Annotated in this window: 15 protein-coding genes and 1 other RNA gene; 2 read left to right on the forward strand and 14 right to left on the reverse strand. The window is 62.0% G+C overall.

What is annotated here, in order from left to right; genetic code table 11:
- Nucleotide 1 precedes the first annotated feature (1 nt).
- The 14 genes from NL123_RS25585 to rsmI all read right to left on the reverse strand — a co-directional run bounded on the left by NL123_RS25585 (nucleotide 2) and on the right by rsmI (nucleotide 15,069).
- Entirely contained in the window at nucleotides 2–958 is a 957-nt protein-coding gene (locus NL123_RS25585; RefSeq protein WP_071491187.1) for a D-alanine--D-alanine ligase, read from the reverse strand.
- The gene (gene murC, locus NL123_RS25590) at nucleotides 955–2,400 is read right to left on the reverse strand and encodes a UDP-N-acetylmuramate--L-alanine ligase (protein WP_071491186.1); all 1,446 of its coding nucleotides are present in this window, start codon (nucleotides 2,398–2,400) and stop codon (nucleotides 955–957) included. The genes NL123_RS25585 and murC overlap by 4 nt, the downstream gene beginning before the upstream one ends.
- Nucleotides 2,393–3,463: an undecaprenyldiphospho-muramoylpentapeptide beta-N-acetylglucosaminyltransferase gene (murG, locus tag NL123_RS25595; protein WP_494356614.1), complete on the reverse strand. Its 1,071-nt coding sequence runs from the start codon at nucleotides 3,461–3,463 to the stop codon at nucleotides 2,393–2,395. The genes murC and murG overlap by 8 nt, the downstream gene beginning before the upstream one ends.
- The gene (ftsW, locus tag NL123_RS25600; RefSeq protein ID WP_083360078.1) at nucleotides 3,453–4,670 is read right to left on the reverse strand and encodes a putative lipid II flippase FtsW; all 1,218 of its coding nucleotides are present in this window, start codon (nucleotides 4,668–4,670) and stop codon (nucleotides 3,453–3,455) included. The genes murG and ftsW overlap by 11 nt, the downstream gene beginning before the upstream one ends.
- On the reverse strand, nucleotides 4,667–6,013 hold the full coding sequence (gene murD / locus NL123_RS25605) for a UDP-N-acetylmuramoyl-L-alanine--D-glutamate ligase (RefSeq protein WP_248486257.1): 1,347 nt from the start codon (nucleotides 6,011–6,013) through the stop codon (nucleotides 4,667–4,669). Before murD ends, ftsW begins: the two co-directional genes overlap by 4 nt.
- Before the next feature lie 6 nt (nucleotides 6,014–6,019).
- Entirely contained in the window at nucleotides 6,020–7,102 is a 1,083-nt protein-coding gene (gene mraY, locus NL123_RS25610; RefSeq protein WP_494356615.1) for a phospho-N-acetylmuramoyl-pentapeptide-transferase, read from the reverse strand.
- Complete coding sequence (locus NL123_RS25615) at nucleotides 7,102–8,472, reverse strand: UDP-N-acetylmuramoyl-tripeptide--D-alanyl-D-alanine ligase (protein WP_494356616.1); 1,371 nt, start codon at nucleotides 8,470–8,472, stop codon at nucleotides 7,102–7,104. The genes mraY and NL123_RS25615 overlap by 1 nt, the downstream gene beginning before the upstream one ends.
- On the reverse strand, nucleotides 8,465–9,928 hold the full coding sequence (locus NL123_RS25620; RefSeq protein WP_248486254.1) for a UDP-N-acetylmuramoyl-L-alanyl-D-glutamate--2,6-diaminopimelate ligase: 1,464 nt from the start codon (nucleotides 9,926–9,928) through the stop codon (nucleotides 8,465–8,467). Before NL123_RS25620 ends, NL123_RS25615 begins: the two co-directional genes overlap by 8 nt.
- Nucleotides 9,928–11,670, reverse strand: coding sequence for a peptidoglycan D,D-transpeptidase FtsI family protein (locus tag NL123_RS25625; protein ID WP_165447909.1), 1,743 nt, complete (start codon nucleotides 11,668–11,670; stop codon nucleotides 9,928–9,930). Before NL123_RS25625 ends, NL123_RS25620 begins: the two co-directional genes overlap by 1 nt.
- Complete coding sequence (gene ftsL / locus NL123_RS25630; protein WP_010213047.1) at nucleotides 11,670–11,963, reverse strand: cell division protein FtsL; 294 nt, start codon at nucleotides 11,961–11,963, stop codon at nucleotides 11,670–11,672. The genes NL123_RS25625 and ftsL overlap by 1 nt, the downstream gene beginning before the upstream one ends.
- Nucleotides 11,960–12,907 (reverse strand): 16S rRNA (cytosine(1402)-N(4))-methyltransferase RsmH, encoded by a 948-nt coding sequence (gene rsmH, locus NL123_RS25635; protein ID WP_012722289.1) that lies wholly within the window; start codon nucleotides 12,905–12,907, stop codon nucleotides 11,960–11,962. The genes ftsL and rsmH overlap by 4 nt, the downstream gene beginning before the upstream one ends.
- On the reverse strand, nucleotides 12,904–13,359 hold the full coding sequence (gene mraZ, locus NL123_RS25640) for a division/cell wall cluster transcriptional repressor MraZ (RefSeq protein ID WP_003171868.1): 456 nt from the start codon (nucleotides 13,357–13,359) through the stop codon (nucleotides 12,904–12,906). Before mraZ ends, rsmH begins: the two co-directional genes overlap by 4 nt.
- A gap of 354 nt (nucleotides 13,360–13,713) precedes the next feature.
- Nucleotides 13,714–14,067, reverse strand: an RNA gene (gene rnpB / locus NL123_RS25645) — RNase P RNA component class A.
- A gap of 96 nt (nucleotides 14,068–14,163) precedes the next feature.
- On the reverse strand, nucleotides 14,164–15,069 hold the full coding sequence (gene rsmI, locus NL123_RS25650; RefSeq protein ID WP_166794329.1) for a 16S rRNA (cytidine(1402)-2'-O)-methyltransferase: 906 nt from the start codon (nucleotides 15,067–15,069) through the stop codon (nucleotides 14,164–14,166).
- A 176-nt stretch (nucleotides 15,070–15,245) separates the two neighbouring features.
- Between rsmI and NL123_RS25655 the strand changes: the two genes are divergently transcribed.
- Together NL123_RS25655 and NL123_RS25660 are read left to right on the forward strand one after the other, a co-directional pair.
- Nucleotides 15,246–17,057, forward strand: coding sequence for a penicillin-binding protein activator (locus NL123_RS25655; RefSeq protein WP_494356617.1), 1,812 nt, complete (start codon nucleotides 15,246–15,248; stop codon nucleotides 17,055–17,057).
- Nucleotides 17,057–17,428: a YraN family protein gene (locus tag NL123_RS25660; protein WP_248486248.1), complete on the forward strand. Its 372-nt coding sequence runs from the start codon at nucleotides 17,057–17,059 to the stop codon at nucleotides 17,426–17,428. Before NL123_RS25655 ends, NL123_RS25660 begins: the two co-directional genes overlap by 1 nt.
- Nucleotides 17,429–17,450 lie beyond the last annotated feature (22 nt).

A 17,450-nucleotide genomic window follows, 5' to 3' on the forward strand; every position in this document is an offset into this window, starting at 1 on the left:
CTTAGCCTCGTGGCTCAATGCTTGCAGCCAGGATCGCCAGCACCAGTTGCTGGAAGTCCAGGCCCGCAGCGCGAGCGGCCATAGGTACCAGGCTGTGGTCGGTCATGCCCGGTGCAGTGTTGACTTCCAGGAACCAGAAATTCCCTTGGTCATCCTGCATCACGTCTGCCCGCGCCCAACCGGCGATACCCAGCGCCTCACAGGCTTTCGCCGTGAGGTCCATCAATTCCTGTTCCTTGGCTGCGTCGAGGCCGCACGGGATCCGGTACTGGGTATCGGAAGCCAGGTACTTGGCGTCGTAGTCGTAAAAGGTGTGGGGCGTGCCCAATGCGATAGGCGGCAATACCTGGCCACGCAGGGTGGCGATGGTGTACTCGGGACCCTGGATCCACTGTTCCACCAACACTTGCGAATCGTAGGTACTTGCCGCTTTCCATGCGTCGATCAATTCGGCGGCCGAGTTCACTTTGGCCATGCCGATACTGGAGCCTTCATGGGCAGGTTTGACGATCAAAGGCAGGCCCAGTTCCTTGGCTGCAGAAATACAATCGTCTTCGCTGCACAGCACGCTGTGACGCGGGGTCGGAATGCCCAGGCTGTGCCACACCTGCTTGGTGCGCAACTTGTCCATTGCCAGCGCCGAAGCCAGGATGCCGCTGCCGGTATAAGGAATGCCGGCACACTCCAGCAGCCCTTGCATGCTGCCGTCTTCACCGCCACGGCCGTGGAGGATGATGAAAGCGCGGTCGATCTTCTCGGCCTGCAGGCGGGCGAGGAAGTCATCACCCACGTCGATGCCGAACGCGTTCACGCCCGCACTTTGCAGTGCTTCGAGCACGGCGTTGCCGGACTTGAGCGAGACTTCGCGCTCGGCGCTCTTGCCGCCGAACAGCACGGCTACGCGACCGAAGTCGGCAGGCGTGATCGTGGAAAACAGGGAGGCGTAGTCAGTGATCATTTCGCCGCTCCCTTTTTTGCCGCAAACAGCGGGCTCGCCAGCAATTTCGGCGCAAGGCCACCAATGTCACCGGCGCCCTGGCACAGCAGGATGTCGCCGGCACGCAGCAGCGGCTTGACGATTGGCGCCAGGTCCACGCCACGCTCGATGTAGATCGGGTCCAACTGGCCGCGCTGACGGATGCTGTTGCACAGCTTGCGGCTGTCAGCGCCTGGGATCGGCTCCTCACCGGCCGGGTAGACTTCCATCAACAGCAGCACGTTGGCATCGGCCAGTACATTGACGAAATCGTCGTACAGGTCGCGGGTACGGCTGTACCGGTGCGGCTGGTACACCATCACCAGGCGGCGCTCCGGCCAACCACCACGCACGGCCTTGATCACCGCGGCAACTTCAGTCGGGTGGTGCCCGTAGTCGTCCACCAGCATCACGTCGCCGCCCTCTACCGGCAGTTGGCCGTAGACCTGGAAGCGACGGCCCACGCCGGCAAAGCGCGACAGGCCTTCGACGATGGCTTCATCGCTGACGCCCTCGTCGGTAGCGATGCAGATGGTCGCCAAAGAATTGAGTACGTTGTGGTTGCCCGGCATGTTCACCGAGACATCCAACGGTTCACGGTCCGGACGCAGTACGGTGAAGAAGGTTTGCATGCCTTCCTGGCGCACATTGATGGCGCGCACGTCGGCGTCTTCGCTGAAGCCGTAGGTAACGGTCGGACGCTTGACCAGCGGCAGGATTTCGCGCACCACCGGATCGTCCAGGCACACCACCGCCAAACCGTAGAACGGCAGGTTGTGCAGGAATTCGACGAAGGTTTTCTTCAACTTGTTGAAGTCACCGTCGTAGGTCGCCATGTGGTCGGCGTCGATGTTGGTGACCACGGCCACCAGCGGCTGCAGGTGCAGGAAGCTCGCATCGCTTTCATCGGCTTCGGCGATCAGGTAGCGGCTGGTGCCGAGCTGGGCATTGGTGCCAGCTGCATTCAGGCGGCCACCGATGACGAACGTCGGGTCCAGGCCGCCGGCGGCGAACACCGAGGCGATCAGGCTGGTGGTGGTGGTTTTGCCGTGGGTACCGGCGACGGCGATGCCGTGGCGATAGCGCATCAGCTCGGCCAGCATCTCGGCGCGAGGCACCACGGGAATGCGGCGCTCAAGGGCGGTGGCCACTTCCGGATTGGAGGTGTTCACGGCGCTGGACACTACCAGCACATCGGCCTCGGCGGCGTTCTCGGCACGGTGGCCGATAAAGATCTGCGCGCCGAACGACTTAAGGCGGTCGGTGACCGGCGACTCTTTCAAGTCGGAGCCGGACACCTGGTAGCCCAGGTTCAGCAGTACTTCGGCAATGCCACACATGCCCACGCCGCCGATACCGACGAAGTGGATGCGACGGATGCGGCGCATTTCTGGTTGCGGCATGGCTTTCTGATTCTCAACCATGGGCCACCTCCAGGCAGATATCGACCACGGTGCGGGTTGCGTCAGGTTTGGCCAGGCGGCTTGCAGTACTCGCCATGCTGTTGAGTCGTTCCGGTTGCATCAATACCTCGGTCAGGCGTGCGGCCAAGTCGGCGGCGCCAGTCGTTCTTTGCGGCAGCAGGAAGGCAGCGCCCTCCCCGGCCAAATATTCAGCGTTGCGGGTCTGGTGATCGTCGATCGCATGGGGCAGAGGCACCAGCAAGGACGGCAGACCGGCGGCGGCCAGTTCACTGACGGTCAGCGCACCGGAGCGGCAGACCACCAGGTCGGCCCAGCCATAGGCATGGGCCATGTCTTTGATGAAGGGCTGTACGTTCGCCTCCACACCGGCCTCGCGATAGCGCGTGGCGGTGACTTCACCGTGGTTTTTGCCGGCCTGGTGGAAGATCTCTGGACGCATCTCCACAGGCAGTTGTGCCAGGGCTTCCGGCAGCAGTTTGTTCAAAGGCTCGGAGCCCAGGCTGCCGCCCATGACCAGCAGGTGCGCCTTGCGCCCGGCCAATGCTTCACGGGCGATGCCCATGAACAGTTCGGTACGCACCGGGTTACCGGTGGTGCGCAGCTTGTCCGATGCACCAAAGGTCTTCGGAAAGGCCTCGCACACCCGCGCCGCCAGAGGCACCAGCAGGCGGTTGGCGGTGCCGGCGACGGCATTCTGTTCGTGCACGATCACCGGCACACCGGCGAGCTTGGCGGCGACGCCACCCGGGCCGGTCACATAGCCACCAAAACCGAGCACACACACCGGCTTCAGTTCACGAATGATCTTGCGCGCCTGCCACACCGCCTTGAGCAACACGAACGGCGCCTTGAGCAGGGACAACTTGCCCTTGCCGCGCAGACCGGTGACGTTGATCAGGTGCAGCGGCAAACCGGCGTTCGGCACCAGCTCGTTTTCGATACCGCGCGGCGTACCCAACCAGTGCACGGTGTAGCCACGGTTCTGGAATTCGCGCGCGCAGGCCAGGGCCGGGAACACGTGGCCCCCGGTACCGCCCGCCATGATCAGCACGTTAGCGCCCATGGGTCGGCTCCTCGGCGAAATCGCTCTCGCTGAATTCCATCTCTTCGCTGCCCAAATGGGTTCGACTCTCCCACTCGATGCGCAGCAACAAGCCCAGGCACGCGCAGCAGATCACCAACGAACTGCCGCCGTAACTGAGAAACGGCAAGGTCAGGCCCTTGGTCGGCAACAGGCCGACGTTCACACCGATATTGATCAGGAACTGGCCGATCCACAGGAACGACAAGCCGTACGCCACATAGGCGGCAAAATACTGTTTGGCCTTCTCGGCCCACAGGCCGATGTACATGCCGCGTACACACACGAACACGAACAGCGCGACGGTGCATAGCGAACCCACCACACCGAGCTCTTCGGCCAGTACCGAGAACACGAAGTCGGTGTGCGCTTCCGGCAGATAGAACTGCTTCTGCACACTGTTGCCCAGGCCCACGCCCAGCCACTCGCCGCGACCAAAGGCGATCAGCGCCTGGGTCAACTGGTAGCCGGAACCGAACTGGTCGGCCCAGGGATCGGTAAAGGTGATCAGACGCGCCATCCGGTAGGGTTGTGCCTGCACCAGGACGGTCACTGCCGCCACGGCCAGCACCACCATCAAGGTGAAGCGGAACAGTCCCACGCCGCCAAGGAACAGCATCGCCGCAGCAGCGCCCATCATCACGACGGTGGCACCGAAGTCGGGCTCCATCAGCAGCAGGCCAGCCATGGGCAGCAGCACGATGAACGGCTTGAAGAAACCCATCCAGCTCTCGCGCACTTCTTTCTGGCGGCGTACCAGGTAGCCGGCCAGGTAGATCACCACGAATACCTTGGCGATTTCCGACGGCTGCACGTTGAACGCGCCAAAGCCGATCCAGCGCATCGAACCGTTCACCTCGCGGCCGATGCCGGGCAGGATCACCATGATCAGCAAGCCGAACGCCCCGATCAGCATCAGCCAGCCCAGGCGTTGCCAGGTGGCGATGGGGATCATCATGGTAACGATGCAGGCGCCGAGGCCGATCACCAGGTACACCAGGTGACGGATCATCATGTACAGGGTGTTGCCCGACTGCACGGCAGCCACTTCGGACGACGCCGAGGTAATCATCACCAGGCCCAGGCCCAACAAGGCGAGGCAACCGGCGAGCATCGGGAAATCGAGGTCGATACCGCGCCCGGTGATGATCGGCGACGGATACGGCTTGATGATATTCCGGAAATTCATGCCAAGGCCTCCACGGCGCGGGCGAACAGCTGGCCGCGCTCTTCGTAGTTCTTGAACATGTCGAAACTGGCGCAGGCTGGCGACAGCAGCACCGCATCGCCGGGCCGAGCCAGGGCCTTGCAACGGGCGATGGCGTCGTCCAGGGACGTAGCTCGCACTTGCGGTACAGCGTCACCGAGGGCGGCGGCAATCAGATCGGAATCACGGCCCATCAGCACCACGGCGCGGCAATGTTCAGCCACCGGGCCTTTAAGGTCCTTGAAGTCGGCACCCTTGCCGTCGCCACCGGCGATCAGCACCAGCTTGCCGTCGATATCGGCGCCAAGGCCTTCGATGGCTGCCAGGGCTGCACCGACGTTGGTGGCCTTGGAATCGTTGTAATAGCTGACGCCATCAAGGTCGCGCACCCACTGGCAGCGATGCTCAAGGCCGCCAAAGCTGCGCAGCGCCGAGAGCATGGCGTCAAACGGCAGGCCGACGGCATGCCCCAGTGCCAAGGCCGCCAGGGCATTGGACTGGTTATGGGCGCCACGAATTTTCAGCTCGCGCACCGGCATCAGGTTCTGGAATTCGAAGGCCAGGTATTTCTCGCCGTTCTCTTCGCGGATGCCGAAGGCTTTGAAATCGGGTTTGCCGAGGCCGAAGGTCCAGCAAGGCAGGCCCTCGCCCATCAGCGGACGGCTCAGGGCATCCTGGCGGTTGACCACGACTTGCCGTGCGCCACGGAAGATCCGGTGCTTGGCCAGGTGATACGCCGGCAGGCCGCTGTAGCGATCCATGTGGTCCTCGCTCACGTTCAACACGGTGGCCACTTCGGCACCGAGGTCGTGGGTGGTTTCCAGTTGGAAGCTCGACAACTCCATGACGTACAGCTCGACGTCATCGCTGAGCAGGTCCAGCGCCGGTGTGCCGAGGTTGCCGCCCACGGCCACGCGTTTGCCGGCCGCAGCCGCCATCTCGCCGACCAGGGTCGTCACGGTGCTTTTCGCGTTGGAACCGCTGATGGCCACGATCGGCGCCTTCGCGTTACGCGCAAACAGGTCGATATCGCCGGACAGCTTAACGCCACGGGCGGCGGCGGCTTGCAGGGCCGGGGTCGCCAGGGCCAGGCCGGGGCTCACGTAGAGCTCGTCGGCACGGCACAGAAACTCGACATCCAGCTCGCCACAACGCACTTCCACGTGCGGGTAGTCACGGCGCAGCGTGACCAGCTCCGGTGGATTTTCCCGCGTATCGGCCACGGCAAACGACGTGCCCCGGTTCGCCAGGAAGCGAACCAGGGACATGCCGCTCTTGCCGAGGCCGACAACGATGCGGAAGTGGTCTGAAGCGATCAGGGACACTCGTTTCTACCTCAGTTTCAGGGTGGCAAGGCCAATCAGCACCAGAATCACAGTGATGATCCAGAAGCGGACAATCACGCGTGGCTCGGGCCAGCCTTTGAGTTCAAAGTGGTGGTGAATCGGCGCCATGCGGAACACCCGACGCCCGGTCAATTTGAAGGACGCCACCTGGATGACCACCGACAGGGTTTCCATCACGAACACACCGCCCATGATGAACAGCACGATTTCCTGGCGAACGATCACCGCGATGGTGCCAAGGGCCGCGCCCAGCGCCAGTGCGCCGACATCGCCCATGAACACTTGCGCTGGGTACGTGTTGAACCACAGGAAGCCCAGGCCGGCACCGATCAGCGCGCCGCAGAACACAATCAATTCACCCGCGCCCGGTACGTAAGGGATCAGCAAGTATTCGGCGAACTTCACGTTACCCGACAGGTAGCAGAAGATGCCGAGCGCGCCGCCCACCATCACCGTCGGCATGATCGCCAGGCCGTCGAGGCCGTCGGTGAGGTTGACCGCGTTGCTGGAACCGACGATCACGAAGTAGGTCAGCACCACGAAGCCAATGCCCAGGGGAATGCTGGCGTCCTTGAGCATCGGGATGATCAGGGTCGTTTCCACTGCGCTGGGCGCAGTGGTGTAGAGGAAGATCGCCGCGGCGAGGCCAAACACCGACTGCCAGAAATACTTCCAGCGGCTTGGCAGGCCCTTGGAGTTCTTCTCGATCACTTTGCGGTAGTCATCCACCCAACCGATGGCGCCGAACAGCAACGTCACCAACAGCACAATCCACACGTAGCGGTTGTGCAGGTCGGCCCACAGCAAAGTGCTTACGCCGATGGACGACAGAATCAGCGCACCGCCCATGGTCGGGGTGCCGGACTTGGACAGGTGCGACTGCGGGCCGTCATTACGAACCGATTGACCAATTTGCAGGTTCTGCAGGGTGCGGATCATCCACGGCCCCAGGAACAGCGACAAACACAACGCGGTCAGCACACCCAGAATCCCGCGCAGGGTCAGGTACTGAAAGACCGCGAAGCCTTTGTGGAACTGTTGCAGATACTCAGCCAGCAGCAGCAGCATTAATGTTTCTCCGTACTTGAGCCACACAAGGCCGCGACGACGTTTTCCATCACCGCGCTGCGCGATCCCTTGATCAAAATGGTTGTATGTTTGTCGTGTTCAGCCGTCGTCAGCGCCTGGATCAGCTCGGCCTGGGTCGCGAAATGACGTGCACCGGGGCCGAACGCATTGACGGCATGGGCCATGTTCGGGCCGACGGCGTACAGCGCGTCGACGTTGCCGGTAGCGTAGGCACCGACCTCACGGTGGGACTGTTCAGCCCAGTCGCCCAGCTCGGCGATGTCGCCCAGCACCAGTACCTTGCGGCCGTCGAAGCCTTTAAGCAGGTCGATGGCGGCGCAGACCGAGGACTGGTTGGCGTTGTAAGTGTCATCGATCACGCGCATGCCGTTGGTTGCCAGCTGCGCCACGGTACGGCCCTTGACCGGCTGCACCGCGCCAAGCCCGGTGGCGATGCCGAACAGCGACACGCCCAAGGCGTAGGCGGCAGCGGCGGCGGCCAGGGCATTGGCGACGTTATGGTTGCCCAGCAGGTTCAACTGCACGTGCTCATTGCCTTGCGGGGTGTGCAAGGTAAAAGACGGGCAGCCACGGGCATCAACGGTGATGTTGGATGCGTGGAAATCAGCCGCAGCATTGAGCACGGCAAACGTCAGGACCTTGCGACCGGCTGCGCGAACACGCCAGGTTTCGAAGGCCTTGTCGTCAAGATTCAGTACAGCGGTGCCCGATGCATCGAGGCCTTCCAGGATTTCACCCTTGGCTTCAACGATTTTTTCCGGGCCACCGAACTCACCGACGTGGGCGGTTCCGGCATTGTTGATGATCGCCACGTGGGGCTTGGTCAGCGCCACGGTGTAGGCAATTTCGCCGATGCGCGACGCGCCCAGCTCGATCACCGCCGCGGTGTGTTCCGGGGCCAGTTCGAGCAGGGTCAGCGGTGCGCCAAAGTCATTGTTCAGGTTGCCACGGGTGGCGAGCACCGGGCCGCGGGTGCGCAATACACCGGCGAGCAGTTCCTTGACCGTGGTCTTGCCGCTGGAGCCCGTGATGGCGGCAACGGGGTTGGTGAACGCCGCACGGTTCAACGCACCCAATTGGCCAAGGGCCAGGCGGGTATCGGCGACCAGCAGCTGCGGTAGCGTGGAATCCGCGACTTCGCGCTGCACCAAGGCACCCACGGCACCTTTGGCGGCGACTTCATTCAGGTAGTCGTGACCGTCGAAACGTGGGCCAGCCAGGGCAACAAACAGTTGCCCCGGCTTGATGTTGCGGCTGTCGATACTCACGCCGTCGAAGCGGCAATCGCTGGACAGTACACGGGCCGACAGGGCCTGGGTCAGTTCGCTGAATGTCATCGGTTTAAGCATGGGCAACCTCCCAGGCGGTCAAGGCGTGATCGGCCTCGACCAGATCGGAGAAGGCATGGCGCTCGCCGTTGATTTCCTGATAGTCCTCGTGACCTTTACCGGCCAGCACCACCACGTCGTCAGCACTGGCGCTGGCGATCAGTTGGGCGATGGCCGCGCCACGACCGGCTACAAACGTAGCCTTGGACACATCTTTGAAGCCGACGCGGATGTCGTCGAAAATCTGGCTCGGGTCTTCGCTGCGTGGGTTGTCGTCGGTGACGAGCACGCCATCGGCCAGGCGCTCGACAATCTCGGCCATCAACGGGCGCTTGCCGCGATCACGATCACCACCACAACCAAACAGGCACAGCAACTTGCCCTTGGCGTGGGGACGCAGGGCCACCAGGACTTTTTCCAGGGCGTCCGGGGTGTGGGCGTAATCGACCACCACCAACGGCTGTTTGCCGCCACCCAGGCGCTGCATGCGACCGACCGGGCCTTCCAGCTTGGGCAGCACACGCAGGATTTCGTCAAGAGCGTAATCCAGGCCGAGCAATGCGCCGACGGCAGCCAGGGTGTTGCTCAGGTTGAAACGACCGAGCAAGGTGCTGCGCAGATGATGTTCGCCCTGAGGCGTCACCAACGTCGCGCGCACGCCTTCGTCATTGAATTGGGCATCGCGGCAATACAGGTACGCGCTGGCGTCTTCCAGGCTGTAGCTGATCAGGCGCGATTCACGGTCTTCGGCGGCCAGTTGGCGACCGAACTCGTCGTCCAGGTTCACTACGCGGCACTTCAAGTCATTCCAGGCAAACAGCTTGGCCTTCTCGGCAGCGTAGGCTTCCATGGTGCCGTGGTAGTCGAGGTGATCGCGGGACAGGTTGGTCATCACCGCCACATCAAATGCCAGCGCAGCAACGCGGCCCTGGTGAAGGCCGTGGGACGACACTTCCATCGCAACCGCCTTTGCGCCGGCCTTTTTCAGGTCGGCCAGGGTCGCCTGCACGGCAATCGGGTTCGGCGTGGTGTGCAGGCCGCTTTGCAGCGCGCCGTAGAAACCGGTGCCCAAGGTACCGACAATGCCGCAGTGCTGGCCCAGCAGGTCAAGGGCCTGCGCGACCAGTTGGGTCACGCTGGTCTTGCCGTTGGTGCCGGTAACGCCGACCAGGTTGACGTGCCGACTTGGCTCGCCATAGAAACGCCCGGCGATGTCCGAGAGCTGTTTGGCCAACCCCTTGACCGGAATCAGCGGAACATCGGTGATCGGCAGCACGGTGGCGCCTTCCACTTCGTAGGCCACGGCAGCCGCGCCGCGTTGCAGGGCGTCGGCGATATGCGCACGGCCATCGAATTTGCCGCCAGGCACCGCCAGGAACAGGTCACCGGCGCGCACATTGCGGCTGTCCAGGCTCAACTCGCGGATCAGCAGATCGCGGCCGGCGTGGGCAAAAATCTTGTTCAGGCTAAGAGACATCAGCCGCGCCCTCCATTGGCTTTCACAGCGGCGGCCGGTGGACCGGCGTTCGCTTGTTGAGTCGGCGGCAGGTTGTCCGGCGTGATGTTCATCAGGCGCAGGGTGCCGGACATCACTTTGCTGAACACCGGCGCCGAGACCAGGCCACCGAAGTAACCGGCTTTGCTCGGCTCATCGATCACCACCACGATGGCGTAGCGTGGGTCGCTCATCGGGCCGAAGCCAGCGAACAGCGAACGGTAGGAGTTTTCGGCGTAGCCCTTGGTGCCCACCGACGTCTTACGCGCAGTACCCGACTTGCCAGCCACGTGATACGCCGGCACCTGGGCACGGAACACACCGCGTGGCGCTTCGATCACTTGTTGCAGCATGCCTTGCATGGTCTTGGCGACGTTTTCCGGGATCACCTGGGTGGCTTTCGGCGCTTCGTCGACATGGATAAGGCTCAGCGGAACCATGCGGCCGTTATTTGCCAATACAGAGAAAGCATGGGCCAGTTGGATCGCCGTCACCGACAGGCCGTAACCATAGGAAAGCGTGGCGGTCTCGGCCTTTTTCCAGTCGCGGTAGTTCGGCAGGTTGCCCACGCGCTCGCCGGGGAAATCCAGGCCGGTGGGTTGGCCCAAACCGATCTTCTGCGCCAGGTGGTAAATGGTTTCGCCGCCGATATCGAAGGCGACCTTACTCATGCCCACGTTACTGGAGTTGATCAGGATACCTGTCAGATCCAGCACCGGGCCTTCGGTACGGGACACGTCACGAATGGTGTATTTGCCCAACTGCAACGTACCCGGATACACCTCGACCTTGTCGCTGGGTTTCCAGCGTCCGGTTTCGAGGGCGGCACTCATGGAGATGGCTTTCATGGTCGAACCCGGCTCGAACACGTCGATCATGGCGCGGTTGCGCATCATCGCCGGCTGAAGGTTGCGACGGTTGTTGGGGTTGTAGGTCGGCTGGTTGACCATGGCGAGGATCTCGCCGGTCTTGACGTCCATGATCACCAGGCTGCCGGCCTTGGCGCCGTTCTCGATGATCGCGTTACGCAGCTCGCGGTTGGCCAGGTATTGCAGGCGCAGGTCAATCGACAACGCCAAGGGCTTACCGGCCTTGGCGTTTTTGGTGACTTGGACATCCTTGATCAGTCTGCCGCGCCGATCCTTGATGACTTGTCGTTTGCCGGGAACCCCGGCGAGCCATTCATCGTAGGCGAGTTCCACACCCTCACGGCCGTGGTCGTCGATGTCGGTAAAGCCGACCATGTGCGCGGTGGTTTCACCAGCCGGGTAGAAACGACGGAATTCCTCGATGCCGTAGACACCGGGGACTTTAAGGTCGAGCACCTGCTGGCCTTGTTCGGGGGTAAGGCCGCGCACCAGGTAGATGAATTCTTTGTTGGCCTGGGCTTCCAGGCGTTCAGCCAAGGCTTTCGGGTCTTGCCCCAGCGCGGCGGCAAGCGCCGGCCAGCGATCCTTGGCGACCTGCAACTCCTTGGCGTTGGCCCACAGGGTGGTGACCGGTGTACTGACAGCCAGCGGCTCGCCGTTACGGTCGGTGATCAGGCCGCGATGCGCAGGAATCGGGATGTGACGCAGGCTACGGGCATCACCCTGGCCGATCAGGAAGTCACGGTCGACCACTTGCAGGTCGATGATCCGCCAGGCGATCGCACCCACCATCAATGCCAGCAAGCCGAGCATCAGGCGGAAGCGCCAGGGGTAGAGTGCGCCTTCAAGTTTCATCATGGCGCCACCATGCGGACTTCGGCCGCGCCCGGGATGTGCATTTTCAACTGTTCAGTCGCCAGCACTTCGATGCGGCTGTGGGCTGTCCAGGTGCTTTGTTCCAGGATCAACCGGCCCCATTCCGCCTGCGCTTTGTCGCGCACACTCAATTCCCCGTACAGGGTATTGAGCAACTGGCGGTTGTAGTGGGCGCTGTAGGACACCGCAATCGCGGATATCAGCACGCCAACAAACAGCAGCAACATAAAGAAGCTGCCGCCCGGGAGGGGCTTGGCGAAAAGCTTGCTCACCGCAACTTCTCCGCGACGCGCATGACGGCGCTACGGGAACGTGGGTTGGCCTTGAGCTCGGCTTCGGAGGCGAACTGCGCTTTGCCATGGATTTTGATTTTCGGCACAAAGGCTTCGAAACGTACCGGCAGATTGCGCGGCAGGTTGTCGGATTCGCCCTTGACCAGGCGACGCATGAACAGTTTGACGATACGGTCTTCCAGGGAGTGGAAGCTGATCACCACCAGGCGACCGCCCACTTCCAGCGCCTCGAGGGCAGCCTCGAGGCCGGCCTCCAGGTCGCCCAATTCGTTATTGACGTGAATACGCAGGCCCTGGAACGCACGGGTCGCCGGGTTCTTGCCCTTTTCCCACGCAGGGTTGGCGACCTTCAGCACTTCGGCCAGGTCGGCAGTGCGCTCGAACGGCTGGATTTCGCGGCGCTCGACCACGGCACGCGCCATGCGGCCGGCGAAGCGTTCTTCACCGTATTCCTTGAACACACGGGCGATTTCTTCCACCGGCGCGGTGGCAATGAACTGTGCGGCGCTGACGCCACGGGTCGGGTCCATGCGCATATCGAGCGGACCGTCGTTCATGAAACTGAAGCCGCGCTCCGGGTCATCGAGTTGCGGCGAGGACACGCCCAGGTCGAGCAAAACCCCGGCCACCTTGCCCGCCATGCCGCGCTCGGCGACTTCGGCACCCAGCTCGGCAAAGCTGCGCTGCACAACGACAAAGCGGCCGTCTTCGGCCGCTAGCGCTTGCCCGGTGGCAATCGCTTGGGGGTCTTTGTCGAACCCGAGGAGTTTGCCGTCGGACCCGAGCTGGCTGAGTATCAACCGGCTATGCCCGCCCCTGCCGAACGTGCCGTCCAGATAGCAGCCATCCGCGCGTACGGCGAGAGCCTCAACGGCTTCGTCAAGCAGTACGGTGATGTGGTTAAAGCCGCTATCAATAGTCACAGGATCAAATCACGCAGTTCATCAGGCATGGCGCCCGGTTGTTGAATAGCAGCCAGGTCAGCTGCAGAAACAGCATCCCAGGCATCTTCGTCCCACAATTGGAACTTGTTCAGTTGGCCAACCAGCATTGCGCGCTTGTCGAGCTTGGCGTATTCGCGCAAGCGCGGCGGCACCAGGAAACGACCGCTGCCATCGAGCTCAAGGTCGACGGCGTTACCAATCAGCAAACGCTGCAGGCGGCGGTTCTCTTCACGCAATGAAGGCAGGGCGCGCAATTTGGTTTCAATCAACTCCCACTCATCGAGCGGGTAAACACACAAACAAGGGTCAACGGCATCGATGGTGATGATCAACTGTCCGGAACTTCGCGAAATGAGCTCGTCACGATACCGGCTCGGCATGGCGAGACGGCCTTTTGCATCGAGACTGATAGCGTTAGCTCCGCGAAACACAGATGCGTTTCTCCAAATTTTAGCGTTTTACGTTCAAAAAACCCACTTTGTGCCACTTTCCGCCACTTGCGCACACTATAGGAATGCGCCCACCACACCGTCAAGGCGCGGATTCAAGGAAAAGCCTTACAGAACGGAGATTTAGGAGCGTAAAGGGAGGAGAAACCAGAGTTCGGCGATGTTTTTGGCCCAACAAGCACAAATAGCTCAAAGAGCTATAGGCTGAACTTAAAGTAATTTATTAAGAGTAAGATTTTTTTGGTATTACGAAGATGCATCTGCCAATGATTCGGCAGGGAGGGATTCTTGCGTTACTACCGGGTTTCTGCTCGAGATTCGGACAGAAGGAAAAAGGTGGAGAGTCGATCTATAAGCCGGGTTCTGTCTTGAACAGTCATTCGTCTACGATGGCCATCACTGGACATCTTTAGCAACCTACCCGGTCCCAGCGCGGGCCACGCCTTGGGACCCTATTTGGTCTTGCTCCAAGTGGGGTTTACCTAGCCACGAACTGTTGCCAGTCGTGCGGTGCGCTCTTACCGCACCTTTTCACCCTTACCGGCACCGAAGTGCTTAGGCGGTTATTTTCTGTGGCACTTTCCGTAGGCTCACGCCTCCCAGGCATTACCTGGCACTTCGCCCTATGGAGCCCGGACTTTCCTCCCCCCCCTAATTTTCATAGAGGGCAGCGACTGTCCAATCGACTCTCCGCCGCGCAGGTTAACGGCACGGCGGACTTAGGACAAGTAATAAAAGTTCAGAATTGCCATCACGTTCAGACGGAATACCGGTTCAACCCCGGAACTATTCGGCTTTCTGTTTATCCAGCGCAGCTTGATACAAGAGGTTCTTGCGCACCCCGGTGATTTCCGCCGCCAGGGCGGCCGCACGCTTGAGGGGCATCTCCTTGAGCAGCAGGTCAAGGATGCGCATGGCTTCGCTGCCCACCGCATCTTCGTCCTCAGGCGCGGTCCAGCCTGCCACCAGCACCACACACTCGCCGCGCTGCTGATTGCTGTCACCTTCGACAAACGCACGCAACTCTTCCAGCGGCAAGCCCTTGAGGGTTTCGAAGGTCTTGGTCAGCTCACGGGCCAGCAGTGCCAGGCGCTCGCCGCCAAACACCAGCTCCATGTCCTGCAGGCATTCGAGGATGCGATGGGGGGCCTCATAGAAGATCAAGGTGCGCGGCTCTTCCTTTAACGCTTGCAGGCGTGCGCGCCGCCCGACGGCCTTGGCCGGCAGGAAACCCTCGAAAATAAAACGATCCGACGGCAGGCCCGCCGCCGACAATGCCGCAATCAGCGCGCACGCGCCCGGAACAGGCACTACATTGATACCAGCGGCCCGTGCCTGGCGCACCAGATGGTAACCAGGGTCGGAGATCAGTGGCGTGCCCGCGTCGGAGATCAGCGCCACATCGTCGCCGGCCAACAGGCGCACGATAAAACGGCTGCCTTCTTCACGCTCGTTGTGTTCGTGGCAGGCGGCTAATGGCGTGCTGATACCAAAATGCTGCATCAAACGCTGGGAGTGCCGCGTGTCTTCAGCCGCGATCAATTTAACCTCGCGCAACACTTTCAGTGCCCGGGCACTGATGTCGTCCAGGTTGCCAATGGGCGTCGCCACGACAAAAAGCGAGCCTGCAGTGGAATTCAAAGGACCTGGAGCAGTCAAAACGCACACCTCGATGGTTGGCAAAAGCGACATTGTAGCGCGTAGGCGCCTTGAAAATATGCCACCACGGCCGATGCCTTTTCAGCCGTTTGGCGCCAGCTGCAACATTTGCACGACCTAAATCGATGGTTTCACGCCAGTAACATCGCGCCTGGGCCAGTGCTTGGGTACAATTCCACGCTAATTTGATCGGTATCAGGAACACTTACATGATCGCTTGCCTGCGGCTGCTCTCCGCCCTCTGCCTCGCTGCCTTGTTGGCCGCGTGCGCCAGCTCGCCCTCGTCCAGCCTTGGCGACCTTCCACGGACCCCGGACGCCAGTATCGAGCAACTGCTCGAACAGGCCACCACCGCCAAGACGCCAGAAAAGGCCGCGTTGCTGCGCCTGAGTGCGGCAGACATGGCCTACAAGCAGAACAACCCCGGGCGCTCGTCGCAGATTCTTGCGCAAGTGCCCCTGGATGTCCTCAAGCCCGCCGCGCAAGTGTTTGCCAGCACCCTGGCCGCCGAACTGGCCATGGCGCGCAACCAGCCCAAGGCTGCGCTGACCGCCTTGAACCATCCGAGCCTGCAAAGCCTGAAGGAGCTGCCGCCTGAACAGCAGATCCGTACCGGCAGCGTGCACGCCCGCGCTTATGAGGCCGACGGCCAGACCCTGGCTGCCGCCCGGGAACGTGTCGCCATGGCCCCACTGCTCACGGGTGATGCCGCCAAAAGCAACCACGAAGCCATCTGGGCCGTGATTGCCGCCGTGCCGGCCGAACAGCTGCAAGCCAGCGGCAATCCGGTCCTGGACGGTTGGATCACCCTGGCCCAAGCGGTCAAGGGCGCCGGTACGCTGGAGCAGCAACAGGCTGCCATCGACACCTGGCGCGCACAGAACCCGGGCCACCCGGCTGCCGTGCAACTGCCCACACCACTGACCAAGCTCAAGGAACTGGCCAGCCAGCCCCTGAACAAGATCGCCCTGCTGCTGCCACAGGACGGCCCGCTGGCCTCCGTCGGCAAGGCGCTGCGTGAAGGCTTCATGGCGGCGCACTACCAGGCCGAACAGGCCGGGCAGAAGCCACCGGTCATCGAGTTCTATGACAGCTCGCGCCTGACCTCCCTCGACGACTTCTACGCCAAGGCCCAGGCCGCTGGCGTGCAACTGGTAGTCGGCCCGCTGGAGAAGCCTTTGGTCAAACAGCTCAGTGCCCGCCCGCAATTGCCGATCACCACCCTGGCGTTGAACTACAGCGAGACTGATCGCAGCCCGGCGCAACTGTTCCAGTTCGGCCTGGCCGCTGAAGACGAAGCCCGCGAAGTGTCGCGCCGCGCCCGTGCCGACGGCCTGCATCGCGCCGCTGCCATGGTTCCGCGTGGCGAATGGGGTGAGCGTGTCTACAAAGCCTTCCGCCAGGACTGGGAAGCCAATGGCGGCCAGGTCATGGGGGTTGAGTATGTCGATCAGCCCGTCGCCCTCGCCCAGCAGATTGCCGATCTGTTCCAGCTGCGCAAAAGCGAAGGCCGCGCCAAGAGCCTGCAAAGCACCGTAGGCACCGACGTAGCCGCGCAGCCGTCGCGTCGCCAGGACATCGAGTTCATCTTCCTGGCCGTGCCCCCGCAACTGGCCCAGCAGATCAAGCCGACCTTGAACTTCCAATACGCCGGCGACGTGCCGGTGTACGCCACATCCCACGTGTTCAGTGCCAGCGGCGACAAGAACCAGTACCTGGACATGACCAACGTGATGTTCTGCGAAACGCCTTGGTTGCTCAACACCACCGACCCACTGCGCAACCAGGTGGCTGCACAATGGCCACAAGCCAATGGCAGCCTCGGTCGCCTGTATGCGATGGGCGTCGACGCCTACCGCCTGGCGCCGCGCCTGGGGCAACTCAAGGCACTGCCGGATACCCGTGTTGACGGCCTGTCGGGCAACCTGGGTATCAGCGCCAACCAGCGCGTTGATCGCCAGATGCCATGGGCCAAGTTTGTCGGTGGCGAGATCCAGCGCCTGCCGGACACGCCGCGCTGATGCCCGAGCGGTCCAGCGCACAAAGCGGCAAGGACGCCGAACTGCAAGCCCTGAAGTACTTGCAACTACAAGGTCTGCGCCTATTGGCGCAGAACTGGTTATGTAAACGCGGTGAGCTTGATCTGGTCATGCTTGACGGCGATACAGTAGTATTCGTCGAAGTCCGCTACAGAAAACACGCACAATGGGGTGGCGCGCTCGCCAGTATCGACGGGCGCAAGCGTCAGAAGCTGATACTTGCCGCGCAGTTCTTCCTGCAAAAAGAGCATCGCTGGGCCGACGCCCCCTGCCGTTTCGATGTGGTTGCCATAGAAAGCACACCGTCTGGTCAGGCTGATCTGAACTGGCTCAAAAATGCCTTCGACAGCTGATTCGCCGGACATCTTCACCACA

This window comes from Pseudomonas sp. FBCC-B1565, from assembly GCF_059133265.1.

Coding starts and splice junctions, on each gene's coding strand:
- NL123_RS25585 (WP_071491187.1), bottom strand. CDS start 958: ATGATCACTGACTACGCCTCCCTGTTTTCCACGATCACGCCTGCCGAC.
- murC (WP_071491186.1), bottom strand. CDS start 2,400: ATGGTTGAGAATCAGAAAGCCATGCCGCAACCAGAAATGCGCCGCATC.
- murG (WP_494356614.1), bottom strand. CDS start 3,463: ATGGGCGCTAACGTGCTGATCATGGCGGGCGGTACCGGGGGCCACGTG.
- ftsW (WP_083360078.1), bottom strand. CDS start 4,670: ATGAATTTCCGGAATATCATCAAGCCGTATCCGTCGCCGATCATCACC.
- mraY (WP_494356615.1), bottom strand. CDS start 7,102: ATGCTGCTGCTGCTGGCTGAGTATCTGCAACAGTTCCACAAAGGCTTC.
- NL123_RS25615 (WP_494356616.1), bottom strand. CDS start 8,472: ATGCTTAAACCGATGACATTCAGCGAACTGACCCAGGCCCTGTCGGCC.
- NL123_RS25620 (WP_248486254.1), bottom strand. CDS start 9,928: ATGTCTCTTAGCCTGAACAAGATTTTTGCCCACGCCGGCCGCGATCTG.
- NL123_RS25625 (WP_165447909.1), bottom strand. CDS start 11,670: ATGAAACTTGAAGGCGCACTCTACCCCTGGCGCTTCCGCCTGATGCTC.
- rsmI (WP_166794329.1), bottom strand. CDS start 15,069: ATGTCGCTTTTGCCAACCATCGAGGTGTGCGTTTTGACTGCTCCAGGT.
- NL123_RS25655 (WP_494356617.1), top strand. CDS start 15,246: ATGATCGCTTGCCTGCGGCTGCTCTCCGCCCTCTGCCTCGCTGCCTTG.
- NL123_RS25660 (WP_248486248.1), top strand. CDS start 17,057: ATGCCCGAGCGGTCCAGCGCACAAAGCGGCAAGGACGCCGAACTGCAA.